We start from the raw sequence: 26,471 nt of genomic DNA, 5'->3' as shown, positions 1-26,471 counted from the left end.
TGCGGCCGGATAGGGCAGGGTGGGCCCATGACGGCCATGACCGGACCCGCGGTGCGGGACGCGCTGCGCGACGCCGCCCCGCAGCTCCTCGGCCCCGGCGTCCGGGCGGCCGAGCTGCCGCTGCTGGGGGCGCGCGCCCTGGTCTTCCACCGGCCCGACCCGGCCGAGTGCGACCGCCGCCGGACGGCCGGCGCCGAGCGGCTGAACCGGATCACCGCCCTGCAGACCCTGCTCGCCCTCCCCGTCGCCCTGCCGGTCGACCTCGCGGCCCTCGGCCCCGCCGAACGGGAGGCGGTCCGGTCCCTGCCGGCCGGCGCGGCCCGGACCGGGGAGCGGTCGGTGACCCGGCTGGCCGTCCGGCCGCTCGCCGTCGACCTGGTGGTGGTCCGGGCCGCCGGGCGGCGCGACCCGCTGCAACTCGCCGGACGCTACGCGCCGTTCGCGCGCCGCGCCGTCCTGCTGGGCCGCACCCCCGCCGGCGCTGTAGCGTCGCACCAGGACCTCCTGGTGGCGGCCGCCTTCTACGGCATCGGCGTCTTCGCCGAAGGCCCCGACGGCATCCGGGCGCTGCTGGAGCCGGCCCCGTACCGGCCGCAGCGGCACACCGCGGCGGCCTGGCACTTCGTCGAGGAGCTGTACGAGCGGCTGCGCTGAGCCGTGCTCACGCGGCCGTCAGCGCACCGGCACGGCGTCGGCCGGCTCCCCGGCGGCGGCTCCGCCGAGCTCGACCCATCGCCGCAGCTGCGGCGGCGGCCGGAACGCGTCCGGCTGCCCGATCGCGAGGTTGACCACCGGGTACCGATCGACCGCGGCCCGGCACCGGTCCTGCCACCACCGCTCGCGCGCCGGTCCCGGCGGCTGCCCGTGCAGCGCACCCAGCCAGCCCATCAGCACCGCCGTGTTGTGCAGCGCCGCCGGCACGGCCTCGCGGTTGCTCGCGAAGCTGTCCAACTCCCGGTACCCGCACGCCGCGCACCGGCACACCGGCACCCGGGCGGCCGCGTAGCGGTCGGCGATGGTCCGCCCGAGGAACAGCCCCATCAGCTCGGGGAACAGCACGGCGGGCGAGGTCGGCCCGCCCGCTCTCCGCGCGGGCTCGCCGGGCGGCACGATGTGCCGCAGCCCGCTCCCCGCCCCGTACGCGGTGAAGGCGGCCCCGCGGGCGAGCGCACCGAACGCCGCCAGGTCGCTGCGCAGCAGGGCGATCCCGGGCACCCGCGTCAGCAGCCGGACCAGGGACGCCAGCGCGCCGGGAGGCCCGGCGAGCGGGTCCAGCTGTCCGCCCAGCAGCACCGCCTTGGTCCCGGGCACCGACTCCAGCACCGCCGCGAACCGCTCGACCCGGTCACCCCGCAGCCAGCCCACGTCGGCCGGCACCACCAGGACCACGCGGGCGTCGTCCAGCGCCGTCACCCGGCGAGCGGCCGCCGTCAGGGCCGCCAGGTCGCCCGCCCGCAGGTAGCCGGTCGGGGTGAGCGCGGCGTCGGCCCCCACCGCCAGCTGGTCGTGCACCGCCTGGTCGAGCGGGTCGTCGAGCAGCAACTGGCCGGCCGGCGCACGGAACGGCTCCGCCGCGCTCGCGAACTCCTCCTCGTAGTGGGCGGGATCCGCCAGCAGCACCCCGGCGTGGCCGCCGCGCCGCAGCTCCGCGACCTTCCGCAGGGCGCGGGGGCCGGTCACCAGCAGGCCGCTGCGGGCCGGGTCGACCTGATCGCGGACGTAGCCGACCCGCTCCGGGCGGACCTGGATCAGCAGCCGGTCCAGCGGCGAACGCGGCAGGGGTGCGGGGGCGCCCGGGAGGGGCCGCTCGGTGCGGCGGCGGGCAGGGGGCGGCGGAACGGAGGAGTCGGTCATGGCCTCGCCTTCGCATCGGCGCAACTGTCGACGACGTACTCGTTGCCCTCAGTGTACGGACGGGGCTGCCGGAAGCCGCCTCAACAGCCTTTTCCCGAGGGCCAGTTGATCCGGTCGGCGCCGACCCGGGCCGGGCCCGCCCTCACCCGTACGGCGGCGCGGGCCGGCGGGTCCGCGCGAGCGGTGGGCGCGGGGAGGCCGGATGCTGGAGGGGATCGCGCCCGGAAGGAGATGATCATGGAGTTCCTGGTCACGATGACCACCCACGTCCCGGCGGGGACCCCGGAGCAGGCCGTCGAGGACATCCGCACCCGCGAGGCCGCCCGGTCACGCGAGCTCGCGGCGCAGGGCCACCTGCTGCGGCTGTGGCGTCCGCCGCTGGAACCGGGGGAGTGGCGCTCGCTCGGCCTCTTCGCCGCCGACGACGCCGACCGGCTGGAGGAGGTCCTCGCCTCGATGCCGCTGCGGATCTGGCGCACCGACGAGGTCACCCCGCTCACCCCGCACCCCAACGACCCCGCCGGCACCCGGTGAGCGCCGACCGCGAGCCGGTCCTGCGCGGCGTCCTCGACGAGTGGAAGGCGGCCGTCGACGCACACGCCCCCGACCGGATCGCCGCCTGCTTCACCGATGACGCGATCTTCCAGGGCCTGCACCCCTACACCGTCGGCCGGCCGGGCATCGCCGCGTACTACGACTCCCAGCCGCGCGGGATGACCGCCACCTACCGGATCCTGGAGACCCGCCAACCGGCCGAGGGCCTGCTGCTCGGCTACCTGAGCGTCGACTTCGCCTTCCTCGACCGCCCGACCCTCACCGTCCAGCTGGGCGTGCTGGTCACCCGGACGGAGCAGGGCTGGCGGATCAGCCACTACCAGGTCTCCCACCTCGGCTGACCGGCGACGGGCTGCGGGCGGCCCCGTGCGGCCGCCCGCGCCGGGCGGGTCAGCCGAGCTGCTCCTCGACCAGCTCGGCGAACTGCTCGGGGGTCAGGATGCGGATGCCGAGCTCCTCGGCCTTGGCCCGCTTGGAGCCGGCCTTCTCGCCGGCCACCAGCAGGGTGGTCCGCTTGGAGACCGAGGAGGAGGCCTTGCCGCCGGCCCGCTCGATCAGCTCGTTGACCTCGTTGCGCGACAGGCCGTCCAGCGGGCCGCCCGCCATGCTGCCGGTGACCACCACGCTCTCGCCGGCCAGCGGACCGCCCGGGCCCTCCGCCGGCGCCTCGGCCGCGTCGGCCCCGGCGGTCGCGGCCGCGGTCGGCTCGGTGACCGCCGTGCCGACGTTCTGCGCGATCAACTTGTCCAGCACCGGCGCGATCTCGGCCAGCTCGGCGACGATCACCTTGGCCTTCTCCACCCCGATGCCCGGGACCTCCGCCAGCGTGTCCGCGTCGGCCGCCCGGACGGCGGCCATCGAGCCGAAGTGGGCGGCGATCCGGCGCGACATCGTGCGCCCGGTGCCGCGGATGCCGAGCGCGCAGAACACCCGGTTGAGCGGGGCGTCGCGGGCGATCTCGATCGCGGCCAGCAGGTTGTCCGTACTGGTCCCGCCCATCCGCTCCAGCCCGAGCAGCTGCTCCCGGGTGAGGGCGAACAGGTCGGCCACGTCCGCCACCAGGCCGGCGTCCACCAGCTGCACGGCCCGGGTGCCGCCCAGCCCCTCGATGTCCAGCTGGTCGCGGCCGACCGCGTACCGGATCGAGGCGACCGCCTGGCAGCTGCGCCCGCGCGAGCAGCGCCAGCGCTGCTCCGAGGTGTCGATCGGATCGCCGCAGCGCGGGCAGACCTCGGGGAAGACGATCGGCCGCTCCTCGCCGGTGCGCTGCTCGACCAGCGGCGCCTCCACCCGGGGGATCACGTCGCCGGCCCGGTAGACGAAGACCCGGTCGCCCAGCAGCAGCCCCCGGCGGGTGATGTCGGCGGGGTTGTGCAGGGTGGCGTAGGTGATCGTGACACCGTCGATGACCACCGGCTCCAGGACGGCCCGGGGCGCGATGATGCCCGTCCGCCCGACGTTCCACTCCACCTCCAGCAGCCGGGTGACCTTGTGCTCGGCCGCCAGCTTGCGGGCCACCGCCCAGCGCGGAGCCCGGGAGCCGGAGCCGGCCTGCTGCTGGTCGGCCACCGTGTCGGCCTTGATCACGACACCGTCGATGCCGAACGGCAGCGCCGAGCGCAGCGCGGTGATCTCGGCGACCCGCTGCTGGACCTCCTCGACGGTGGCGCAGCGCTGCGGGTGGGCGGCGGTCGCGGCGGCGGTGTGGGCGCCCAGCTCGGCGAGCCGCTCCAGCAGGGCGGCGTGGCCGAGGTCGTCCAGGCCCAGCGCGCCGTAGGCGAAGAAGGTGAGCTCGACCCGGTACGGCCGGTCCTTGGCCCGCAGCGTCCCGGCGGCGCCGCTGCGCGGGTGCGCGAACGGGGTGGCGCCGTGCGCGGTGCGCACCTCGTTGGCGCGGTCGAACTGCTCCTGGGTCAGCAGCACCTCGCCGCGCAGCTCCAGGTCGAGCGGCTCGGCCAGCCGGGCGGGCAGACCGAGCACGGCGTCGGCGGAGTGGGTGATGTCCTCGCCGGCGAGACCGTCGCCGCGGGTGAGGACCTGCACCAGCGCGCCGGCCCGGTAGCGGGCGGCCACGGCCAGGCCGTCGAGCTTGGGCTCCACGCACCAGCCGTCCACCGGTCGGCCGAGCCGGCGCTCCAGGCCGGCCGCCCAGGTGGCGAGCTCCTCGGCGGAGAAGACGTTGTCCAGGCTCAGCATCGGCACGCTGTGCGGCACGTCGCCGGTGGCGGCCCCGCCGGCCACCTTGCCGGTGGGGGAGTCGGGCAGCACCTCGCCCGGGTGCGCGGCCTCGTACGCCTCGATGCCGCGCACCAGGGCGTCGTACTCGTCGTCGCCGAGCGGTGTCGAGCCGTCGGCGTAGTAGGCGGCGGCCGCCCGGACGGCGGTGGCGACGGCGTCGGCGTAGGCGGTGGGGGAGGCCAGCGAGGCAGCTTCGGTCATGGATCCATCATCCCGACCAGCACTGACATCTGTTCGACGGCCGCCGCCCGGCGGCTCGGCGCGCCGCCCGCCGTGCGGATCCGTGCCGCCGCCGCGCCGCCGCAGTGCCGCCCGCCGTGCGGATCCGCGCGGCCGGGGCCCGGGCGGTGGAGACCGCGGGCCCCGGCGCGACAGGCGCCGGCCACGCCGCGTGGCCGACCTGCTCAGCAGCCCGTTACGGGGTGGTGGAGCTGCCGTGGACGGGATCCTAGAACCGCTGACGCGCCGTGACCAGTGCTTCGACCAGGAAGGTTTCGGGCGCGAACATGCCACCGGGCTCGCGGTGGCCCGCCCGCCGTACGCCGATCGGGCGGACCGGGCCGCGCCCCTACCCCGACCCCGTGATGCTTCGACCGCGGAGCGTGACGGGTGTCCTAGCGTGTGAGCGCCCGCCCCGTCCCGTCCCGAAAGGCACGCCCATGCCCGTCACCCCCACTCGCGCCCGCCTGCTCAGATCCGCCCTGGCCGTGTGCGGCGCCACGGTGCTGCTCGCCCCCTCCGCGGGCGCCGCCGCCTCGGACCGCACGCCCGCGGGCGGCGGCGGGCACGGCGAGGTGGTCACCGTGACGACCGCGAAGGTCGGTGCGCCCGGCAACCCGTCCGTGGCGGTGGTGCCGTTCACCGACGCGCTCTACCGCTCCTGCGCGGACGCCCCGCCCGGCTCGACCGACTGCCTCCAGGTCGGCGCGGTCGCGGCCCCGTACGAGATCGGGCAGTTCGAGGTCACGGTCGGCCAGTGGGTCGCCTTCCTCAACACGGCGGACCGCACCGGCCGCGACCCGCACGGGCTGTACGACCGCTCGGAGAGCGCGGCCGCCTGGCCGAAGTACGGCTCGATCGACTTCTCGGCCGACGCCCCGGACGGCCGGCACTACTCGGTCGCGTACCCGCAGTGGGCGGACAAGCCGTACGGCTTCGCCGACTTCCTGAAGGCCGCCCGCTTCGTCAACTCGCTCTACAACGGCCGCCTGCTGGCGAAGACTTCGACCAGCGCCGGCGGCTTCGAGTACACCGGCTACCAGGTCGAGCTGTCCGCGCAGACCGAGCGCGGGATGTACGACCTGGGCCGGCCCGACGCGACCCGCGCGCACGACGCCGGCTTCGTGGTGCCGAGCCAGGACGAGTGGATCAAGGCGGCCTACTACGACCCCAGCGGCGGCGGCACCTACTCGTACTGGAAGTACCCGACCAACCCCGGGGTGTTCGGCGACGGCGACGCCACCGCCCCGGCCCCCACCGTGCTCGACCCCGCGACCGGCGACGTCGTCAACGCCGCCACCCAGCCGCTGGCCTCCTACCACGCCGACGGGCTGCCCGCCCCGAGCTGGTGCCCCGGCCAGGAGCTGCCCGCCCGCTGCGCCACCGGCAACCCGTTCGGGCTGGACCCGATCGCCTACCGCGCCGCGTACCAGGGCAGCCTCAGCACCGTCGGCCAGGCGCGCACCACCTCGCCGTGGGGCACCCTCGACCAGGGCGGCAACGCGGTGGAGTGGACCGACACCATCACCGCCCCGCCTGCCGGCGGCGACTCCGCGCGGGTCTGGCGCCGGGAGCACGGTGGGGTGTCCAACGCGCCCGCGTACCAGATGTGGCCCTCGGCGGTCGGGCTCCAGCCGCAGGACAACGCCTTCTTCAGCCACACCTACCCGTGGCTGGGCTTCCGGGTCGGCGTGGTCGGCGACCGCGGTCCCTGCGCACCCTGACGCCGCCTCACCTGCCGCGTCCGACGGGCTTCGGGCCCGCTACGCCGTCCGGTCGATCCGGCCCCCCGCACCGGGAGTGTCCCCGGTGCGGGGCCGCCCGGCTCCGTAGCGTGGGCCAGCCAGCTTCCCCGACGGCAGGAGCGCGATGCCCAGGCACCCGAGGTCCCGCCGCCGGCTGCCGGCGGCGGCCGCCGCCCTGGTGCTGGCGGCGGCGCTGCTGGCCGGCTGCGGGAGCGGCGGCGGCAGCGGCGGCACCGTGGTCCTGAACTGGTACAACTTCCCGGACGACTCGGGGGCGTTGCAGCAGGCGGCCGACCGCTGCGGCCAGGCCTCCGGCGGCCGCTACCGGATCCAGTACAACAAGCTGCCGCGCACCGCGGACGGCCAGCGCCAGCAACTGGTCCGCCGGCTGGCCGCGCACGACGCCGGGGTCGACATCATGGGCCTGGACGTCACCTGGCCCGCCGAGTTCGCCGAGGCCGGCTGGATCCGCGAGTGGACCGGCGCGGCGAAGCAGCAGGCCACCGCCGACACCCTGGACGCCGCGGTACGGACCGCGACCTGGCAGGGCAAGCTGTACGGCGCCCCGTACAACTCCAACACCCAACTGCTCTGGTACCGCGACGACCTGGTGCCCACCCCGCCGCGCAGCTGGGCCGAGATGCTCGCCCAGGCCGACGCGCTCGCCAAGGCCGGCAAGCCGCACTACGTGGAGATCCAGGGCGCCCAGTACGAGGGCCTGACGGTCTGGTTCAACACCCTGGTCACCAGCGCCGGCGGCTCGATCCTCACCCCGGACGCCCAGGCGCCCTCGCTCGGGCCGCCGGCCGTGGTCGCCGCCGGGATCATGCACGACACCGCCGTCTCGGCGGCCGCCGACCCCTCGCTGCCCAACCAGATGGAGGACGAGAACCGGCTCGCCATGGAGTCCGGCACGGCCGCCTTCGAGCTCAACTACCCCTTCGTCTACCCCTCGATGAAGGCCAACCAGCCCGAGCTGTTCCCGCACTTCAAGTGGGCGCCCTACCCCGGGGTCACCGCCGACCGCCCGGCCACCGTGACCATCGGCGGCATCGACCTCGCGGTCGGCGCCTACACCCGGCAGTCCGACCTGGCCTTCGAGGCGACGCTCTGCCTGCGCGACCGGGAGAACCAGCTCACCAACGCGCTGGAGGGCGGCCTGCCGCCCTCGCTGCGCAGCCTCTACCAGGCCGCCGAACTGACCGAGAGCTACCCCTTCGCGGCCGAGGTGCTGGCCGCCCTCGACACGGCCAGCGTGCGCCCGCAGACCCCGGCCTACCAGAACGTGTCGATCGCCATCTCGCACACGCTCTCGCCGCCCGCCTCGATCCGGCCCGAGAGCACCGTCGCCGACCTGCACGGCCAGATCGAGGACGCCCTCGGTTCGAAGGGGTTGATCCCGTGAGCCCGTCCACGAAGGCCGCCACCGGGCAGGGGCGGGCCCAACTGTCCGAAGGCGCCCGGCAGGAGCGCCGGCTCGGCCTGCTGCTCTGCGCGCCCGCGGTGATCGTGATGGTCGCCGTCACCGCCTACCCCATCGCGTACGCGGTCTACCTCTCGCTGCAGCGCTACGACCTGCGCTTCCCCGGGCAGGCGCACTGGGTCGGCCTCGCCAACTACGGGGCGGTGCTGTCCTCGCCGTTCTGGTGGCAGGCGCTGTGGGTGACGGTGCTCATCACGGTGGTCTCGGTGGCGATCGAACTGGTCCTCGGGCTGGCGCTCGCCCTGGTGATGCACCGGGCGATCTTCGGCCGGGGCGCGGTGCGCACCGCCGTGCTCATCCCGTACGGCATCGTCACGGTGGTGGCCGCGTACTCCTGGCAGTACGCGTGGACGCCGGGCACCGGCTACCTGGCCGCGCTGCTGCCGGCCGGGAGCGCGCCGCTGACCGACCAGTGGCAGGCGATCGGCCTGATCATCCTGGCCGAGATCTGGAAGACCACCCCGTTCATGGCGCTGCTGCTGCTCGCCGGGCTGGCCCTCGTCCCGGGCGAGACGGTGCGGGCGGCGATGGTCGACGGGGCGAGCTTCTGGCAGCGGCTGCGGCTGGTGATCCTGCCGCTGATGAAGCCGGCCATCCTGGTCGCGCTGCTGTTCCGGACCCTGGACGCGTTCCGGATCTTCGACAACATCTACGTGCTGACCGGTGGCTCCAACGACACCGGATCGGTCTCGATCCTCGGCTACGACAACCTCTTCACCGCCCTCAACCTCGGCATCGGGTCGGCGATCTCGGTGCTGATCTTCCTGTGCGTGGCGGTCATCGCCTTCGTCTTCATCAAGATCTTCGGCGCCGCGGCGCCGGGCGGCGAACCGGAGCGGCGATGATGTCCCACCGCGGCAGGACCCTCACCGGCTGGGGCGTGGTCAACCTCCTGGTCGTGCTGTACGCGCTGTTCCCGGTCTGGTGGATCGTCGCGCTCTCCTTCAAGGACCCGAGCACGCTCGGCGACGGCGACTTCATCCCGCGCAAGTGGACCTGGGAGAACTACCGCGGCATCTTCCAGACCTCGGAGTTCACCCGCGCGCTGATCAACTCGATCGGCATCGCGGTGATCGCCACCACCATCGCGGTGGTGCTCGGGACCATGGCCGCCTACGCCGTCGCCCGGCTGCGCTTCCCCGGCAAGCGGCTGCTGATCGGGATGTCGCTGCTGATCGCGATGTTCCCGCCGATCTCGCTGGTCTCGCCGCTGTTCAACATCGAGCGGGTGCTCGGCATCTTCGACACCTGGCCGGGGCTGATCATCCCGTACATGACCTTCTCGCTGCCGCTGGCGATCTACACCCTCTCCGCGTTCTTCCGGGAGATCCCCTGGGACCTGGAGAAGGCCGCCAAGGTGGACGGCGCGACCCCGGCCCAGGCGTTCCGGCTGGTGATCGCGCCGCTGGCCGCGCCGGGGGTGTTCACCACCGGCATCCTGGTCTTCATCTTCTGCTGGAACGACTTCCTGTTCGCGATCTCGCTGACCTCCACCACCGCGGCCCGCACCGTGCCCGCGGCGATCGCCTTCTTCACCGGCAGTTCGCAGTTCCAGCAGCCCACCGGGTCCATCGCCGCGGCGGCCGTGGTGATCACCGTGCCGATCGTGATCTTCGTGCTGCTGTTCCAGCGCCGCATCGTCGCCGGCCTCACCGCCGGCGCAGTCAAGGGATGACCCGCCCACCACGGCGGGATCAGGAAGGCAGACCGTGGCCGAGATCGTCCTCGACGGCATCACCAAGCGCTACCCCGACGGCGCCCTCGCCGTCAGCGACTTCAACCTCACCATCGCCGACGGCGAGTTCGTCATTCTGGTCGGGCCCTCCGGCTGCGGCAAGTCCACCACCCTCAACATGATCGCGGGCCTGGAGGACATCACCGACGGCACGCTGCGGATCGACGGCCAGGTCGTCAACGACCGCGCCCCCAAGGACCGCGACATCGCGATGGTGTTCCAGAGCTACGCGCTCTACCCGCACATGAACGTCCGCGACAACATGGGCTTCGCCCTGCGGCTGGCCAAGGCCGACAAGTCCGTGATCAACGCCAAGGTGGAGGAGGCCGCCCGGATCCTCGACCTCACCGAGCACCTCGACCGCAAGCCCGCCAACCTCTCCGGCGGCCAGCGCCAGCGGGTCGCGATGGGACGCGCCATCGTGCGCGACCCGAAGGCCTTCCTGATGGACGAGCCGCTCTCCAACCTGGACGCCAAGCTCCGGGTCCAGATGCGCACCCAGATCGCCGCGCTGCAACGGCGCCTGGGCACCACCACCGTCTACGTCACCCACGATCAGGTCGAGGCGATGACCCTGGGCGACCGGGTGGTGGTGATGCGCGGCGGCGTGGTCCAGCAGATCGGCACCCCTCAGCACCTGTACGACGCACCGGTCAACCTGTTCGTCGCCGGCTTCATCGGCTCACCCGGGATGAACTTCCTCGGCGCGACCCTGGAACAGGGCGCGCTGCGCACCTCGCTCGGGGACCTGCCCTTCGACGACCGCCTGCGCCGCCGGCTGGAGCGGCAGGACGCCCCGCGCGACCTCATCGTCGGCATCCGGCCCGAGGACTTCGCGGACGCCACCCTCGCCGAGGACCGGCCCACCGGACTGACCTGCACCGTCACCGTCGAGGTGCGGGAGTCGGTCGGCTCCGACGTCTTCGTCCACTTCACCGAGGAGGGCGGCCCCGCCGGCTCGGCCGAACTCGCCGAACTCGCGGCCGACTCCGGCCGGGCGGACACCGGCATGCAGGGTCACCAGGTGGTCGCCCGGCTGAGCCCCGCCACCCGCGCCGCCGAGGGCGAGCCCCTGGAGCTGCGGATCGACACCGCGCGGATCCACGTCTTCGACCCTGTCACCGGCAGCAACCTCACCCGGTCCGAAGGCACCGGGGCCCGGCCCTGACGGGCGGGCCCCGGCGGGGCTCAGCTCGGGACGGGGCTCAGCTGAGGGTGGGGATCACGGCCTGCACCTTGGAGGTCAGGGCGTCGGGCAGCGGGACGTACCCCTGGCTGCCGATGGCCTGCTGGCCCTGGTTGCTCGCGGTGTAGGTGAAGAAGGACTTCAGCAGGTCCAGCGAGCCGGACTTGTTGCCCTTGTCGCAGACGATCTCGTAGGTGACCAGCACCAGCGGGTAGGCGCCGTCCTGCTGGGTGCCGTAGTCGAGGGTCAGCGCCAGGTCGCTGCCGGTGCCGGTGACCTGGGAGGCGGCCAGCGTGGTGGCCGCGTTGGCGGGGGTCGCCTGGACCGGGGTGGCGGCGCCGGTGTCGATGGCGGCGCTGTCCAGGTTGTTGGTCTGGGCGAACGACAGCTCGACGTAGCTGATCGAGTTCTTGACCTGCTTGACCTGGGCCGAGACGCCGGCGCTGCCGCTCGCGGACTGGCCGCCCTGGCCCGCCCACGCCTTGGCCGCCGGGTACGGCCAGGCACCGTCCGAGGCCTTCGCCAGGTACTGGGTGAGATTGTCGGTGGTGCCCGAGTCGTCGCCGCGGTGGATGGTCTGGATGTCCGCGGACGGCAGGGTGGTGCCCGGGTTGAGCGCGGTGATCGCCGGGTCGTTCCAGGTGGTGATCTGCGAGTTGAAGATCTTCGCGATGGTGGGGCCGTCCAGCACCAGGTTGTCCACGCCGTCGATGTTGTAGACGATCGAGACCAGGCCGCCGACCATCGGCAGGTCGATGCCCTGCCCGCCGGTGCAGACCGACTTGGAGGCGTCGACCTCGGCCGGCTTCAGTGCGGAGTCCGAGCCCGCGAAGGCGAGCTTGCCCTGGTTGAACTGCTGGATGCCGGCGCCCGAACCGCTCGCACCGTAGGTGATGGTGGCGCCGGAACAGGCCGAACCGTACGCGGCCTTCCACACGTCGATGGCGTTGGCCTGCGCGGTCGAACCGGCGCCGAGCAGCTGCCCGCTGCCGGCGCACGCGATCGTGGTCCCGGAGGCCGAGGCCGAGGCCGAGGCGGAGGTGGAGCCCGAGGCGGACGCCGAGCCCGAGGTGGAGGCGGAGGCCGAGCCGGAGCCGGACGCGGACTGGGTGCTCGTGGCGGCGGGCGGCGGGGAGGCGGGGTCGCTGCCGCAGGCGGCGAGTGGGACGGCGCAGGCGAGCACCAGCGCGCCGTGGGTGAGGGGTCTGACGAGGGGGAAGGTGGCCCGAGGGGGCATCGCAGTCTCCTGGGTGGCCTGGATGAATTCCAGTCGTCATGGTTGCCAAGAGCCCCTGCGGTCGGGCCGACCGACACGCTGACCAGCGGAACCGGACGCGCGCGTCAGCCGGTTGCCCCAGTCTCCCCGCTCGTCGTCGGCGCTCGACCGTCCCAAGGGGCGCACTCCGGATGGAGCGCGCCCCGGTCGGTCGGTCAGCGCGGGCCGGCCGCCAGCGCCTCGATGGCGGGGACCATGGCGGCGGGGGTCGGCAGGGCGTCGTTCTCGGCCCGCAGGCGAGCGGCGCCCTCGCGCAGCGCGGGGTCGCTCACCAGACGGGTGAGCAGCGGGGCGTCGACGCCCTCGGAGGCCGAGCGCAGCGCCGCGCCGGTGGCGGTGAGGGCGTCGGCGACGGCGAAGTTGTCGGCGCCCTGGGGGAGGAGGAGTTGGGGCACGCCCGCCTGCAGGCCGGTCAGCGTGCTGCCGGATCCGCCGTGGTGGACCACGGCGTCGCAGACGCGCAGCAGTTCCGCGAGCGGGACCCACGGCAGCGGGCGGACGTTGGCCGGGAGGGTGCCCAGGTGGGTGAGGTCGGCGTCGCCGACGGCGAGCAGGAACTCGGCGTCGACCGAGGAGGCCGCCTCGATCAGGCGGGTGATCGCGTGCACGCCGTCCAGCTGGGTGATCACCGTGCCGAGGGTGACGGCGACCCGCGGCCGGTCTCCCCGGCGCAGCAGCTCGGCGGGCACCACACCGCCGCCGTTGTAGGGGAGGTAGCGCATCCGCAGGCCGCCCGGGTCGCCGCCGAGCGAGGCCGGGACGATGTTGAGCGGGGTGGTCGCGGCCGGCCCGGCGACGCCGTGCGCCTCGTAGAGGTCGGTGAAGTGGTCGGCCAGCCGCGCGGCCAGGTCGAGGCCGGAGGTGAGGCCGAAGTTCTGCAGCGCCGCGGGGATCTTGAGCTTGGCCGCCACCAGCTGGGCGGAGGCCAGGCAGGAGTCGTGCACCAGCAGGTCGGCCCCCCAGTCGCCGGCGACGGCGAGCAGGTCGTCCACCGTGGCTCGGGAGGCGTGGGCGAAGGCGGCGGCGGCCAGGTCGAGGATCTGGTCCTGGTCCAGGTCCGGCCGGGCGTAGCGGGTCTCCTCGTCGGAGACGGCCGCGAAGGAGTCCCGCAGGGATCCGCCGTCGCCGATCTCGACGATCGGGAAGCCCGCCTCGCGCAGCTGCTCGACGGGCTGGGGGCTGGCGAACAGGACCTCGTGCCCGGCGGCCCGCAGGGCCTGCGCCGTCGGCACCATCGGGAAGAGGTGGCTGGGCGCGGCAGGTCCGGTGAAGAGTATGCGCACGGTGGGCTCCCTGGTCGTTCTTCGGCTGGTCGACAACGGGGGTGGGCGGACGGTGCCGCCCCTTGCCTTCAACCGACGGAGGATCAGTTCGTTCCCGACACGATCGATAATCGGACGTTCTCGCACGGCCCTTGCCGGCGGGCGCGCGGTGTGCTCCGCGGGGCCGCCGACACCGGCCGGGAGCCGGAATCCTGGCCTCGGCGCGCGGGCCGGTGCGGTGCGCGCCGGGACGTCCCGACCGGCCCCGGGCAGCTGCCGGCGCTGCCGGGCCGATCGGGTACGGCCCACCTTGGCCGGTTCGCGGCGGTCGTCCGCCCGGCCCGGGGGCGGTCCGAGGACCGCTCCACCTGGTGGACCGAGGCAGGACGCCGCCCTGCCCGCTGCCGTTCGGGTCCGCGCCATCGAGGACGCGGATGCTGGCTCCCGACTCTTACGACTCTCTTACCGCGCGGGCGGTAGCCGGGTGGAACGGGCCCTCCCGGCGGGTGCTCCCGGTGGGTGCTCCGGGCCGGGGGCGCTTCGTGTCCTACCGGACGGCCGGACGGCCCCGCCACCCCCTCCGAGCTGCGCCGCCCCCGCCGGAAGGCGGGTTGATCTTCGCGCGTAGAGGTGGTCTGATGATGGGCAGGCGTGCCGAAAGGGGGGCTTGCCGTGCATCCACTGAACTCGCTGCCCGTACCGACCCTGGTGGACGGTCAGGTGGTGATCCGCCGTCCCGAGGCCCGCGACGCGGCCACCGTCCTCGCCGGCACCCGCGACCCGCTGGTGCGCGAATTCATGCAAGGGGTGGTCCCGCACCGGGACCTGGCCGCGGCCGAGCGCTGGATCGCCGAAGTCCCCCCGCTGCTCTGGTCCGCGGGCCGGGCCGCCTACTTCTCGGTGGCGCTCGACGACGGCCCCTCGGTGGGCTGGGCCGAACTCGTCGACCTGCGCCCCGCCGAATCCGCCGCCGAGGCCGCGGTCTGGCTGCTGCCCGGGGCGCGCAGCCTCAAGATGGCGAGCGCCGCTCTGCGCCTGGTGTGCCGCTTCGGCTTCGAGCAGCTCGGACTGCGCCGAATTGACGCGTACGCTGCTGCGGATAATATGCCGGTTCAGGTGGTTGGTGCATACATCGGATTCCGTCGCGCAGGCTTCCGGCCCGAGCTGTTCCGCAGCTCGCGGACCCAGCGGCTGCACGACGCGGTCTACGCCACTCTGGTACCTGAGGACCTTTGCTGACACCGGATCAGTACGCTCGCGGGGGGCGCCGCGCGGCGAAACGTGGACCGGCGGGAGACCGTCGGAGAGGGAGAGCGAGATGTCGGTGGAAACCGGAACTCCGTTGACGGACACGGTGTCTGAAGCACCGGCGGAGCACGGTCTGCTGTTCACCGCGGGCGACGAGGGGCTCGCCACGGGCTACCTGGAGCTGGCGGTCGACGCCGAGGGCGCGATCCGGGTCGGCCGGCGCACCCCCGACGCCGTGGTGGTGCGCACCGGGCGGATCGACCCCGCGATGCTCAAGCGCGTGCTGTCGGCCCTGCGCAAGGCGCGGCCCGGCCTGGCGCCGGACGACCCGGCGCTGGAGAGCGCCGCCCCCGGCGGCCGCCGGCTCGCCGCGTTCGGCGTGCTGCCGGCCGGCGACTCGGTCTGGGACGACGGGACCGCCGCGCCGCTGCCCGGGGTCGGCAACGCCCTGCAGACGCTGGCCGCGCAGATCCTCGAACCGTCCGCCGGCGGCCGGCTGCCCAGCGCGCTGATCGCCCTCGACCAGCCCGACCCGACGCCCGCCGAGCCCAACGCCCGTCCGGCCGCCGCCATCGGCACCGTGGCCGGCCGCGCCGCCTACGCGCTCGCCGAGCCGGGCCTCGGCTTCGGCCTGGTCGCCCTCGACGACGCCGAGCCACTCGGCGGCTCCGACACCGACGCCGGTGTCCTGCCCACCGCCGTGGCGCTCGGCTCCGCCGGCGGCCGCGAACTGTTCGCGGTCGGCGGCGAGGACGGCGCGGTCCAGGTCTGGGACGCCACCACCGGCGCCCTGCTGCACGGCACCGCCGGCGGCGAGGGCGCGCAGAGCGTCGCCGCCGGCAGCGTCCAGGGCGTGCCGCTGGTCTTCTCGGCCGGCCGCGAGGGCGAGGTCCAGGCCTGGCACGCCGAGGACGGCCGCGCGCTCGGCCTGCTCCCGGTCGCCGGCCACGGCGCCGCCGCACTGTGCCACGCCCGCTGCGCCGACCTCGACCTGGTCGCCGCCGCCGGCGACGACGGCCTGGTCCGGGTCTGGGACGCCGCCACCGGCGAGCAGCTCCACCTGCTGGTCGGCCACACCGACCGGGTCACCGTGCTCGCCGTGCTCACCATCGGCAACCAGGCGCTGCTCGCCTCCGCCGGACTCGACAGCACGATCCGGCTCTGGGACCTCGCCACCGGGCAGAACATCGCCGAACTGACCGGCCACTCCGGCACGGTCACCGGCCTGGCCTTCCTCACCGGCGACGCCGACCCGCTGCTCGCCTCCTGCGCCCTGGACGGCACCATCCGCACCTGGGACGTCTACACCGGCTCGGCCGTGCACGGCTGGCCGTCCGAGCGCCGCTGGCTCACCGGGCTCGCCGTCGCCACCGCGGTCGGCCGCCCCGCCCTGGTCACCGGCGACGAGAAGGGCAGCCTGACGTTCTGGGACCCGGCCACCGGCGCGAGCCTCGGCGAGTGCGCCCCGGCCGAGACCGGCTTCCCGGTCAACGCGCTGGCCGCCGGCGACCTGCACGGCCGCCCGGTGCTCGCGGCGGGCTACGGCGACGGCAGCCTGCGGCTGTGGGACGCCACCCTGCGGACCGAACTTCGGGTCACCGAACCGGACGGCGGGCCGGTCACCTCGGTCGCGTTCTGCCACGCCGCGGACCGCCCGCTGGTGGTCTGCGGCACCGCCACCGGCGCCGTCCGCTGCCTGGACCCGCGCGACGGCGTGACGCTGTCCGTCCCCACCCCGCACACCGGGGCGGTCACCGGACTGGCCTTCGCCGAGCCCGCCGAGGACGGCGGCGCGCTGCTGGTCTCGGCCGGCACCGACGGCACCGTCCGGGTGCGCGACGCCCTCACCGGCAGCCCGCTGCTGCGGCTGGCCGCCGACCCGCGCGGCGTGACCGCGCTGGCGGTCGGCCCGGTCGGCACCCGTCGTACGGTCGCCACCGGCGGCGTGGACGGCGTGGTCCGGCTCTGGGACGCCGAGGACGGCCGGCCCGGCGCGGTGCTCACCGGTCTCGGCGGCCCGGTCGAGGCGCTCGCCTTCGGGGTGCTCGGCGACCGGCAGGTGGTCGTCGCGGGCAGCGCCGACGGCGGGGTCCTGCTGTGGGACGCGCACGACGGCACCCGGGCCGCCGAACTCGTCGGGGGCGATGCCGCGGTGCGCAGCATGGTCTTCCAGAACCTCGACGGCGAGGCCCTGTTGGCGGCGGGCGACCAGCGTGCGACCCTGCGACTGTGGCACGTCGCGAGCGGCACGCTGCTCAACGAGGCCGGGCTGGACCGGGTCCCGCTCGCCATCGCGTTCGGCGACGCCGGGCTGCACGTGGTCGGCCCCGGCGGCGCGACCACGCTCTGAGGCAGGCCGCCGTTCCGTCCGCCGGAACGGCGTTCAGTGATCGTCAAGCGGCCCGGGCCATCGTGGGGACCGGGCCGGATGGGACCGGGCGCGAGCCTGGGGGGAAGAGGGGTTGGGACACGTGAGCGGTACGTCGTTCTCCATCGATCTCGACGAGGTCGAGGCCGCGGCCAAGGCGATCCGGAACATGCTCGACGAACTGGAGGCGCCGACCGCCCGGTTGGCGGCCGTGATGAAGCAGATCAAGCCGACCGTGTACGGCACCGACGCGGTCGGCAAGTCGCTCACCGGCGGCGGCTCCTCCGTCGGAGGGGTGCCCGACCACCAGCAGCAGGTGTTCGACGGGGTGCAGAAGTACCTCGCGAACTCGGCCCAGTTGGCGTCCAACCTGGAGCTGATCTGCCAGCGCTACCGGCAGACCGACGAGGCGCACGCCGCCGAACTCGGGCAGCTCAACGGGGCGCGCGCGGAGGGCGACCTGAAGCCGGCGCACCTCACCCAGGTCTCGCCGCGGCTCCCGGAGAAGGACCCGATCGCGCTGACCAGCAGCACGGGCCAGGGCGGCCCGGAGTACCACAACCCGGACAAGCCCGAGCTGGACTACAACGAGGCCGAGGCCTACACCGACGAGGAGCCGCACGCGCCCGCCGGCGGGCACATGCTTATCTAGTCCCGGCGGCCCGGGCGGCACCTTCCGTCCCCGCGCGGGCCGCACCCCGCTGCCGCGGCAGCGTCCGGAGCCGTGTTCACGTCACCTCCGCGATCGTGGAACGGCGCCACCCCGAACGACGTCCTGTCAGGTGTCGTCCGGTGCACCGCACTCCGTCACCCGTCACACCGCCCGTCCCAGGCCAGCCGGCCAGCCAGCCGAAAAGAGCGACCCACCCATGATCGAGCTCCCGTCCGACCTCGCCGAGGTGCTCAAGGTCGTCCAGAGCAACGAACACGGTTCCGGCATCCTCTTCCCCGACGCCGACGAGGAACTGCTCGGCGAGCTCGCCGCCGCTTGGGAGGAGTGGAACAAGGCCGCCGAACCGGCCATCCGCACCATCGTCGCCAGCGCCAGCCGGGCCATGTCCAACATGTCCGGCGCCGCGGCCGACAGCTTCGAGGGCTACCTGCGCAAGTACGCGGGCAGCGACCAGGCGCACACCGCCACCACCCTGGACGCCGCGGGCGCGATGGCCCAGTCGCTGCGCGGCGCGCAGCAGGCGGTCACCCAGACCAAGAGCGAGATGGTCCGGGAACTGCAGTACGCCAAGGACTACATGGAGCAGAACCCGGCGGGCAAGCACGACGACATCGCCCAGTCGGAAGGCATCAAGACCGCGGCGGACACCTACAACACCTATGTCGGCCAGGTCGGTTCGAGCGTCGACACGATGCTCCGGCAGAGCGCCGACCACGTCGAGCGGATGACCAGCGCGGGCCAGGTCGCCCACCTCGGCGGCTCCTCCGGCGGCGGCGACTCCACCACCAGCGGCCCCCGCACGACCACCTCCCTGGACCCGAGCACCCTCCAGCAGCCCTCCGCCACCGGCCTGGACTCGCTGACCGCGATGGACGGCGTGCAGCGCGCGCCGGGCGCCGGCATGCCGGGCGCCCCCGGGGCGCTCACCGGCACCGACGGCTTCGGCGGCACCGGCGGCGTCGGCGGGATGTCCGGGCCCGGCGGCAGCCCGTTCGGCGGCGCCGGTGGCAGTGCGTTCGGCGGGACGGGCGGGATGCCCGGTGGGATGGGCGGCGGCTCGGGCGGCGGCTCCGGGGCCGGCGCGTACAAGCCGCAACTCTCCTCCCTCCAGCCCTTCCAGGCGCCCTCGCCGGTCGGCCGGACGGTGCCCGGCGCGGGCCTCGGCACCGGTGGGACCGGCGGCATCAACGGCGGTGGCGGCGGAATGCCGGTCTTCAAGCCCAGTACGTCCCCCGGCCTCGGCCTCTCCGGGCTGACCGGCGGCCCCGGGTCGGTCGGCGGTGGCGGGGGCAGCGGCAGCTTCACCCCCACCCCGCTCGTCCCGTGGACGGGCACCGGCGGCGGCCCCGGCGGCAGCACGGGCACCGGGACGCTCGGCGGCTCCCCGTTCGGGAGCGGCGGCTTCCCGTTCGGCGGCAGCCCCGGCATGGGCAGCACCGGCAACCTCGGGGGCGGATCCCGGACCACCCCGACCCGCTACACCGGAGCCCCCGGCGGGGCGACCCCGGCCCGGATCGGCGCGATCGGCGGTTCCGGGGCGCGCCCCGGGGCCAGCACCATCGGCGGCAGCACCGGACGCGGCTTCACCGGCGGGGGCGTCGGCGGCGCGCTCGGCGGCGGTGGCGGTGGGGGTGCCCGCGGCGGCGTGGGCGGTGGGGGCGGTGCCCGCGGCGGCTCGGTCTCCGCGGCCGGCGGCCGGATCACCCCCGGCAAGCCCTCCGGCCTCAGCATGGCCGGCGGCAGCGGCGAAGGCACGCTGCGCGGCGGCTCGAGCTCCGGACTCGGCAGCGGCTCGTCCTCCGGACGCGGATCGGGTGTCGGCGGCACGGGCACCGGCAGCGGTGCCACCCGGACCGCCGGCGCCGGCGGCATGGCCGGCGGCCACGGCCCCGGCGGGATGGGCGGCGCGGGCGGCCGCGGCGAGAAGAAGGGCGGGAACCGCTTCGTGCGGCCGAGCCGCTTCGGCGAGAACGGCTGGGAGGACGAGGAGGAGTCGGCGCTCTCCGACGCCGGCGTGAGCGGCCAGGCCGGACACTTCGAGCACGACGACCGCCGCTGGCGCCGGATGCGCCGTCAGTGGCTCGACTCCGCCCGCAGCGACGACCCGGACGCCCCGCACACCGCCGAGGACACCACGGCCGGGCAGCCGGCCGGCGGCGAGAACGCCCTGCTCAACCAGCTCGCCACCGCCCTGCTCGGCCCCGACGCGGCCGGCTCGACGGAGAGCGGTTCGACGGAGAGCGGTTCGACCGAGGGCGGCGACCAGGCCGACCGGACCACGGCGGGCGGCGAGGGCAGCGCGGCCTCGGAGCGCTCGGGCGACCGGTCCGGTACCGGCGGCACCGGTGGCGGGAGCGAGCGGACCGAGTCCACCGGCTCCGGCGAGGACGACGCCTACCTCGACCGGGCCCGGTCGGCCGCGGCCCGTCGCGGGCGGCCCGACGCCGACCCGGCCCCCGCCGGGGACACCCGCGCGGCGGGCGAGGCCGCCCGCCCGGCCCCGCTCCGCGAGGAGGGCGGCTACCAGGTGCCCAGCCCGTTCCTGCGGGCCGCGCTCGCCCGGCTCGCCACCGGCGGTGGGGAGGGCGGCCCGCAGGCCGGCGCGGCACCCGCCGCCGGCTCGCGATGAGCCGGGGGCCCGCCGCCCCGACCTCCCCCCGCCACCCCCGTCCCGGTCACCCCGCCAGGACCCGGACCTAGTCGAACTGGAAGCGCCATGGATGAGCAGGCACATACGGAGCCGTTGCAGGCGACGGAACGGATGAGGGCGGTCGAGGTCGAGCCGCTGCAGCCGATGGAGCAGGCGCGGATGGTTGCGGCGGAGCCCCTGCAGCCGATGGAGCAGGCCCGGATGGTTGCGGCGGAGCCCGTGCAGCGGATGGAGGCCGTGCAGGCGGAGCCGCTCCAGCGCGTCGAGCAGCTGCAGCCGTTCCAGCGGGCCGAGCCGGTACAACGTGTCGAGCAGTTGCAGCCGTTCGAGCGGGCCGAGCCCTTGCAGCGGATGGAGGCCGTGCAGGCGGAGCCGTTCCAGCACGCCGAGCAGCTGCAGCCGTTGCAGCGCGCGGAGCCCCTCCAGCGGATGCAGGCCGTCCAGGCCGAGCCGGCCCACCTCGCCACCCATGACGCGCTGCGGGCGACCGAGGCCACGCCGACCACCACCCATGACGCGCTGCGGGCGACCGAGGCCAGCCCGCGGCTGGCCGCTCAGGACATGCTGAGCCCGACCGAGCCGGCGCACCTCGCTGCGCGGGACGCGCTGCGCCCGACCGAGGCCACCCGGCGTACCGACCTCGCGCCCGGGACCGCCGCCACCCGTGGGGCCGCGGCCACCGACCCGGACGGTGCGGAGGCCGCGAAGCGCCGCGCCCCGGCCGGCGAGCAGGGCGCCCCGAGCGGCTCGGGCGGCTCCGCGGGCACCGGCTTCAAGGTCGACCCGGCCCAGTACATGGCCGCGGTCAGCCCGCTGCTTGCCGCCGCCGACCAGCTCTCCCAGCTGGTCACCGGCCTGACCTCGTTCCTGGACCACACCCAGTCGACGGCCCCGTGGGGCAACGACGAGTCGGGCAAGAAGTTCGCGGAGGGTGAGAAGGGCTACCTGAAGTACAGCACCGAGACCCAGAAGGGCCTCAAGGGCATGCCCGACGCGGTGCGCTACATCGCCGACGGGCTCAAGGCGATGGCCGAGAACTACCAGAACGCCGAGGACGCCACCACCGCTGTCTTCCAGAGCGACGGCGGTGGCGGCGAACCGTCGGCCGCGCCGCAGGTCGGGACGTACTCCGCCCCCGTCCACCCGACCATCCCCACCGGCGCCCTGGGGAGCATCGCCCAGGGCCGCCCGAGCACGCACACCACCGGAAGGGCTTGATCCCATGGCAGTCGAGCTGCCCGAGCCCCTGCAGTGGGTGCTCCTCCTCCTGGCCGGCACCCGCTGGCCGGAGGCCGACGAAGACATGCTCCGCGACATGGCAGAGCGCTGGCGCCAGGGTTCCGAAACCCTGGCGGACGCCGGCAAATCCGCCGACGCGGCGCTGAAGCGTGCGCTGGAGGGCCAGGAGGGCGAGGCCGCCAAGGCCCTGTCCAAGCACTGGGACCAGTTCACCGTCGGCAAGGGCACCGAAGCCGATCCGGGGTACTTCCCCGGACTGGTGCAAGCCTGCAGCGGCATGGGCGACATGCTCGAGGCGATGGCCAACTCCGCCGAGACCGCGAAGATCCAGATCATCGCGCAGCTCGGCATCCTGGCGTTCGAGATTGCCACCGCGGAGGCGGAGGCACCGTTCACCGCGGGCGTCTCGCTGGCCCAGATCCCGGTCGCCGTCGGCATCAGCCGGACGGTCGTCCAGCAGATCCTCAAGACGCTGCTCAAGGAGGCCCTGGAGTTCGCGGCCAAGCAGGCCGCCCAGATGGCCGCCATCAACCTGCTGGCCCAGGGCATCGAGGTGATGGAGGGTCACCGCAAGAGCATCGACATGAAGGAGCTCGGGCAGAACGCCCTCGGCGGCGCCGTCGCCGGCGCCAGCGGCCACCTCATCGGCAAGGGCCTCAGCGGCGCCGGCTCCAAGATGGGCCTGGCCGGCGCGATGTCGACCGTCCCGGGCAAGATGGTGCACGGCGCCGCGGTCGGTGTCGGCGCGGACGTCTCCACCCAGCTGATCACCACCGGCCACGTCGAGGGCGGCAGCCTGCTCGGCTCCGGCCTGAGCGGCGGCGCCGCCGTCGGGCTCAAGGCGGGTGCCTCCAACATCAAGGGCCGCTTCAACGGCCCCGGCAACATCCCCACCCCGCACAGCGGCCCGCCGCCCAAGAGCGAGCCGGTGGGCGGTGCGCCGATCGGCGGTTCGGTCGGCGGCGGCTCGTCGATCGGCGCCGGTGGCCACGGTGACGGCACCCCGACCTTCTCCAAGCCCGACACCTCGGCCTCCGCGTTCCACGGGCCGGGTGCCGGTTCGACCGGCTCCGGCGGGTCGAGCGGCTCCGGCGGCTCGGGCTCGGGTTCCGGCTCGGGTTCCCTGGCGACCGCGGGCGGCGGTGGCGGCGGCAGCGTCGGTGCCGGCGCCAGTGGTGGTGCGAGCGGCGGTGCGAGCCACGCCGGCGACGGCGGCGGCAGCACACCGACCGGTGGCGGTACGCCCAGGGGCGGCGGCGCCGGTGGTCTGGTGCCGTTCGGCTCCGACCGCCCGGCAGCGTCCGGCAGCCACGGCACCGGGGAGAGCCCCGGTGCCACCCCGCAGACCCAGCACGGCTCGGCCGACCACACGGCGCCGCCCACCGGCGGCAGTTCGCCCGCGCCGCACCAGGCCCCGCCGACCACCACCGACCGCGCGGGCGGCACGGACAGCCCCGTCCACACCCCGCCCGTCGAGCACACCGCGCCCGTCGAGCAGAGCGCGCCCGTCGAGCACAGCGCGCCGCGGGCCGCCGAGCCGACTCCCGCTCCGGCGACGGCTTCCGGCGAACACATCCGGGCAGCCGACGCCCCCGTTGCCTCGACCACGCACGCCGCCCCCGAGCCGCACGCTGCTCCGGCCCCGCACGAGTCGCCGGTGACGCAGCCGCAGGCGCACACGGGTACCGAGCACGTCCCGACCGCTGCCCCGCACGAGTCGCCGGTGACGCAGGAGGCTCCTGCGCCGCGTGGTGGTGCGGAGTCGCACGTCACGCCGGAGATCTTCGCGCGGAGCACGCCGGAGGGTTCGCCCGCGCAGGTGCATGCCGGTGCGGAGCACATCCCGTCGGCCGCCCCGCACGAGTCGCCGGTGGCGCAGCCGCAGGTGCACGCCGGTACCGAGCACGTGCCGAGTGCCACGCCGCACGAGGCCCCGCCCGCCCAGGTGCACGCCGGTACCGAGCACGTGCCGAGCGCGACGCCCCACGAGTCGCCGGTGACGCAGCCGCAGGCGCACACGGGTACCGAGCACGTCCCGACCGCTGCTCCGCACGAGTCGCCGGTGACGCAGGAGGCTCCTGCGCCGCGTGGTGGTGCGGAGTCGCACGTCACGCCGGAGATCTTCGCGCGGAGCACGCCGGAGGGTTCGCCCGCGCAGGTGCATGCCGGTACGGAGCACATCCCGTCGGCCGCCCCGCACGAGTCGCCGGTGGCGCAGCCGCAGGTGCACGCCGGTACCGAGCACGTGCCGAGCGCGACGCCGCACGAGGCCCCGCCGGTGCAGACGCACTCCGGTCCGGAGCATGTGGTGAGCTCCGCGCCGCACGAGGCGGTGCCCAGCCAGACGCCCACGCAGACGCCCGTCCAGTCGCACGTCCCGATGGCGTCGACCGTCCCGTCCGGCAGCCACGCGACCGTGCATCCGACCGGTCCGGTCGGTTCGGCGGGCTCGTCCGGGGCCTCGGTGCCGCACCCGTCGGCCGCCGGTGACCACGGCGGAGCCACCCCGCACGACCCCGACGGCGACGCCGGCACCAGCCGGCTGGACACCGCCGGTCTCGGCGGGATGTCCGTGCCGACCCTCCGGCCCGCCGGTGGCGGTGACCACACCTCGCGCACCAACGACCCGGCGGCCGTACCGCCGCCACCCGCGGCGGACGCCTCCACCGCGACCGGCACGCCGCAGGGCGTCCCGGGCATGGGCGGTGTCCACGTGCCGACCCAGGGAGGCGCGGCCTCGCACGCCGCCCCGCCGCCGCACCAGCCGACCGGCACGGGGAACAACACCGGGCAGGCCGGTCTCGGTCCGGTGCACCCGTCCAACTCGGCACCGTCCACCAGCGGCAACCAGGGCGCTGCGGGCAACCACGGCACCACCGGCGGTCTCAACCGCCCGCTGAGCGCACAGGCCGCCGACCGGATCCACCAGACCCAGCGCGACCAGCGGCAGGCCGAGCTGGACGCGCTGCGCCAGAACGGTCGCCGGGTCGACCAGACGGCCCAGGACCTCGGCCGCGAGCAGCGGTTCTCCACCGTCCGTCCGCCCAATGCGGACGCGTTGGTGCGTGACCTGCCGACGGCGACCCCGCACGAGCGTGCGGGAGCGCTGGCAGTGCTGCCGCCCGCGCAGCGACGCTGGATGGCGAAGGACCCGGCGTTCGTGGACGCGCTCAAGGCGGGCCTGCCGCCGAAGGAGTTCGCCAAGACCGCGGCCCAGCTGATGGTCGACGTCGACCCCCGCGCCGGACGCCCGGCCTCGGCCCGCGCCGAGGCGCAGGCCCAGGCCGAGCGGATGCTCCAGGACCCGGACGTGGCAGCCAGGTTGCTGAAGAACGGCGCCGGTCTCGTGATCGTCCCCAAGGACGTCTCGATGACCGACGTCAGTGCCTTCCACGACATGCGCGGAACCACGGCGGGCGGCGCGTCCGGCGGTGGCCGCGGCTGGGACGACGTGCGCGGCTCCGGAGGCCGCCGCGCGGCGGTCACCGAGGAGAACCTGCTCGGCGAGGACACCACCATCGGCAACGCCACGCACTACCAGGACGGTTACTCGACCACGACGCACGAGTTCGCCCACACCATTCACCTGAACGGTCTGGAGGCGGGCGACCGGTCCACCATCACCACCAGCTACCAGAACAAGCGGAACGACCCGAACGCCGTCTGGAGCGACGGGCCGCGCCACGACCTCCAGAACAACCCCGTCGACAACTACGCCTCGCGGGACGAGCTGGAGTACTTCGCGCAGGTCACCAACGCGTACCTGGGCACCAACCACGGCACCGACCCGCACACCGGCCAGGACCGCAACAACGGCCCGGCCTGGGTGCGAGCCAACGAGCCGGCCCTGGTGCCGCTGCTGGAGCGGCTGTACGGGCCGGACCCGACGGCGGTGCACAACGGCCCGGCGAACCCGGTGAACGCCGTCCGGGCCGAGAACGACATGTACGAGGGGCTGCGGGACTTCACGGAGCGCGTGGAGAACCCCACCCCCGCCCCGGTCACCCCGGCCCCGGTCACCCCCGCCCCGGCGACCCCGCACGCGACGCCGCCCGGCGGTCACACGCCGCCGGCCTCGACGGGGACCCAGACCCCCGCGCCGCACCAGCCGGCACCGCACCAGCAGGCACCGCAGCAGCAGCCGCCCCACCAGCAGGCACCGCAGCAGCCGCAGCACGCCGCGCCGCAGCGCCCGGCCCCGCAGCGGCCGTTGCCGCAGACCCCTGCGCCGCACCAGCCCGCGACCCACCAGCCGGCGACTGCCGGGGGCAGCCACGGGCAGGTGCCGCCGCCGCCGAGCGTTCGCGAGGACGTGAACGTTCGCGGTGGCGTGAACGACCACGTCGACGTGAACGTTCACCCGACCCCCGATGCTCACGGCGGCGCGAGCATTCACGAAGGCGCGAACGTTCACGGTGGCGCAAACGTCCACGAGAGCGGCACCGTTCACGATGACGTGAATGTTCGTGGTGGGTCGGATGAGGCGCCGTACCGTCCTGGCACGCCTGAGGGTATGACGCACGAGCAGATGGTGGATTCCGAGTTCCGTCTGGGGACTGCGGCGTTGCTGGAGCAGAGTGTGATGGGTCACCTCGGCAACAGTGGGCTGGATCTGCCGGAGGGTTCGGTGGTGCTCGGTGGTGGCGGTGGTGTGGCTGCGGTCGAGTTGCACCGTCCGGTGCAGGACCTGGACATGCGGCTGTCGTTCGACCGTCCGATCTCGAACCCGAACGAGGTGCT

The 26,471-nt window shown here is 74.8% G+C and carries 18 protein-coding genes; 14 read left to right on the top strand and 4 right to left on the bottom strand.

What is annotated here, in order from left to right; all coding sequences use genetic code 11:
* Positions 1–27 precede the first annotated feature (27 nt).
* On the top strand, positions 28–654 hold the full coding sequence (locus ABT014_RS30490) for a hypothetical protein (protein WP_350642473.1): 627 nt from the start codon (positions 28–30) through the stop codon (positions 652–654).
* A gap of 18 nt (positions 655–672) precedes the next feature.
* Here the strand turns inward: ABT014_RS30490 and ABT014_RS30485 are convergent, their stop codons facing one another.
* Positions 673–1,854, bottom strand: coding sequence for a hypothetical protein (locus ABT014_RS30485; RefSeq protein ID WP_350642472.1), 1,182 nt, complete (start codon positions 1,852–1,854; stop codon positions 673–675).
* Positions 1,855–2,091: 237 nt separating this feature from the next.
* Between ABT014_RS30485 and ABT014_RS30480 the strand changes: the two genes are divergently transcribed.
* Together ABT014_RS30480 and ABT014_RS30475 are read left to right on the top strand one after the other, a co-directional pair.
* On the top strand, positions 2,092–2,388 hold the full coding sequence (locus ABT014_RS30480) for a muconolactone Delta-isomerase family protein (protein WP_502895129.1): 297 nt from the start codon (positions 2,092–2,094) through the stop codon (positions 2,386–2,388).
* Positions 2,385–2,750, top strand: a complete 366-nt coding sequence (locus tag ABT014_RS30475; RefSeq protein ID WP_350642471.1) for a YybH family protein — start codon at positions 2,385–2,387, stop codon at positions 2,748–2,750. Before ABT014_RS30480 ends, ABT014_RS30475 begins: the two co-directional genes overlap by 4 nt.
* Positions 2,751–2,799: 49 nt before the next feature.
* Here ABT014_RS30475 and ligA read toward each other — a convergent pair whose 3' ends face one another.
* Positions 2,800–4,848, bottom strand: a complete 2,049-nt coding sequence (gene ligA / locus ABT014_RS30470) for an NAD-dependent DNA ligase LigA (protein ID WP_350642470.1) — start codon at positions 4,846–4,848, stop codon at positions 2,800–2,802.
* 458 nt (positions 4,849–5,306) lie between these two features.
* Here ligA and ABT014_RS30465 point away from each other — a divergent pair, with 458 nt between their 5' ends.
* The 5 genes from ABT014_RS30465 to ABT014_RS30445 all read left to right on the top strand — a co-directional run bounded on the left by ABT014_RS30465 (position 5,307) and on the right by ABT014_RS30445 (position 10,997).
* On the top strand, positions 5,307–6,590 hold the full coding sequence (locus ABT014_RS30465; RefSeq protein WP_350642469.1) for an SUMF1/EgtB/PvdO family nonheme iron enzyme: 1,284 nt from the start codon (positions 5,307–5,309) through the stop codon (positions 6,588–6,590).
* Positions 6,591–6,735: 145 nt separating this feature from the next.
* Positions 6,736–8,016, top strand: coding sequence for an ABC transporter substrate-binding protein (locus tag ABT014_RS30460; RefSeq protein ID WP_350642468.1), 1,281 nt, complete (start codon positions 6,736–6,738; stop codon positions 8,014–8,016).
* Positions 8,013–8,939, top strand: coding sequence for a carbohydrate ABC transporter permease (locus ABT014_RS30455; RefSeq protein WP_350642467.1), 927 nt, complete (start codon positions 8,013–8,015; stop codon positions 8,937–8,939). Before ABT014_RS30460 ends, ABT014_RS30455 begins: the two co-directional genes overlap by 4 nt.
* Positions 8,939–9,769 carry a carbohydrate ABC transporter permease gene (locus ABT014_RS30450; protein ID WP_350642489.1) on the top strand — a complete coding sequence of 277 codons (831 nt, stop codon included), beginning with the start codon at positions 8,939–8,941 and terminating at the stop codon, positions 9,767–9,769. Before ABT014_RS30455 ends, ABT014_RS30450 begins: the two co-directional genes overlap by 1 nt.
* A gap of 34 nt (positions 9,770–9,803) precedes the next feature.
* Positions 9,804–10,997: an ABC transporter ATP-binding protein gene (locus tag ABT014_RS30445; protein WP_350642466.1), complete on the top strand. Its 1,194-nt coding sequence runs from the start codon at positions 9,804–9,806 to the stop codon at positions 10,995–10,997.
* 37 nt (positions 10,998–11,034) lie between these two features.
* Here ABT014_RS30445 and pstS read toward each other — a convergent pair whose 3' ends face one another.
* Positions 11,035–12,252, bottom strand: a complete 1,218-nt coding sequence (gene pstS / locus ABT014_RS30440) for a phosphate ABC transporter substrate-binding protein PstS (protein WP_350642465.1) — start codon at positions 12,250–12,252, stop codon at positions 11,035–11,037.
* A 194-nt stretch (positions 12,253–12,446) separates the two neighbouring features.
* Complete coding sequence (locus ABT014_RS30435) at positions 12,447–13,574, bottom strand: nucleotide disphospho-sugar-binding domain-containing protein (protein ID WP_350642464.1); 1,128 nt, start codon at positions 13,572–13,574, stop codon at positions 12,447–12,449.
* Positions 13,575–14,225: 651 nt separating this feature from the next.
* On the opposite strand from ABT014_RS30435, the gene ABT014_RS30430 reads away from it, so the two are divergent.
* The 6 genes from ABT014_RS30430 to ABT014_RS30405 all read left to right on the top strand — a co-directional run.
* Positions 14,226–14,792 carry a GNAT family N-acetyltransferase gene (locus ABT014_RS30430; protein ID WP_350642463.1) on the top strand — a complete coding sequence of 189 codons (567 nt, stop codon included), beginning with the start codon at positions 14,226–14,228 and terminating at the stop codon, positions 14,790–14,792.
* Between the two features lie 115 nt (positions 14,793–14,907).
* Positions 14,908–17,151 (top strand): WD40 repeat domain-containing protein, encoded by a 2,244-nt coding sequence (locus ABT014_RS30425; RefSeq protein WP_350642462.1) that lies wholly within the window; start codon positions 14,908–14,910, stop codon positions 17,149–17,151.
* A 121-nt stretch (positions 17,152–17,272) separates the two neighbouring features.
* Positions 17,273–17,821: a hypothetical protein gene (locus ABT014_RS30420; protein WP_350642461.1), complete on the top strand. Its 549-nt coding sequence runs from the start codon at positions 17,273–17,275 to the stop codon at positions 17,819–17,821.
* A gap of 217 nt (positions 17,822–18,038) precedes the next feature.
* Positions 18,039–20,471: a WXG100-like domain-containing protein gene (locus ABT014_RS30415; RefSeq protein WP_350642460.1), complete on the top strand. Its 2,433-nt coding sequence runs from the start codon at positions 18,039–18,041 to the stop codon at positions 20,469–20,471.
* A gap of 132 nt (positions 20,472–20,603) precedes the next feature.
* Positions 20,604–21,710, top strand: coding sequence for a hypothetical protein (locus tag ABT014_RS30410; protein WP_350642459.1), 1,107 nt, complete (start codon positions 20,604–20,606; stop codon positions 21,708–21,710).
* Between the two features lie 4 nt (positions 21,711–21,714).
* Positions 21,715–26,471 (top strand): WXG100-like domain-containing protein (locus tag ABT014_RS30405; RefSeq protein ID WP_350642458.1); only part of this gene is annotated, 4,757 nt, incomplete at its 3' end.

The sequence above is a fragment of the Kitasatospora sp. NPDC094015 genome, from assembly GCF_040304075.1.
GTDB lineage: Bacteria > Actinomycetota > Actinomycetes > Streptomycetales > Streptomycetaceae > Kitasatospora.
This window is presented reverse-complemented; position numbering and strand designations above follow the sequence as displayed.

What these genes read in the sequence shown, in the direction of transcription:
- pstS (WP_350642465.1), bottom strand. Translation starts at nt 12,252, where the DNA reads ATGCCCCCTCGGGCCACCTTCCCCCTCGTCAGACCCCTCACCCACGGC.
- ligA (WP_350642470.1), bottom strand. Translation starts at nt 4,848, where the DNA reads ATGACCGAAGCTGCCTCGCTGGCCTCCCCCACCGCCTACGCCGACGCC.
- ABT014_RS30490 (WP_350642473.1), top strand. Translation starts at nt 28, where the DNA reads ATGACGGCCATGACCGGACCCGCGGTGCGGGACGCGCTGCGCGACGCC.
- ABT014_RS30415 (WP_350642460.1), top strand. Translation starts at nt 18,039, where the DNA reads ATGATCGAGCTCCCGTCCGACCTCGCCGAGGTGCTCAAGGTCGTCCAG.
- ABT014_RS30480 (WP_502895129.1), top strand. Translation starts at nt 2,092, where the DNA reads ATGGAGTTCCTGGTCACGATGACCACCCACGTCCCGGCGGGGACCCCG.
- ABT014_RS30485 (WP_350642472.1), bottom strand. Translation starts at nt 1,854, where the DNA reads ATGACCGACTCCTCCGTTCCGCCGCCCCCTGCCCGCCGCCGCACCGAG.
- ABT014_RS30410 (WP_350642459.1), top strand. Translation starts at nt 20,604, where the DNA reads ATGAGGGCGGTCGAGGTCGAGCCGCTGCAGCCGATGGAGCAGGCGCGG.
- ABT014_RS30465 (WP_350642469.1), top strand. Translation starts at nt 5,307, where the DNA reads ATGCCCGTCACCCCCACTCGCGCCCGCCTGCTCAGATCCGCCCTGGCC.
- ABT014_RS30450 (WP_350642489.1), top strand. Translation starts at nt 8,939, where the DNA reads ATGTCCCACCGCGGCAGGACCCTCACCGGCTGGGGCGTGGTCAACCTC.
- ABT014_RS30460 (WP_350642468.1), top strand. Translation starts at nt 6,736, where the DNA reads ATGCCCAGGCACCCGAGGTCCCGCCGCCGGCTGCCGGCGGCGGCCGCC.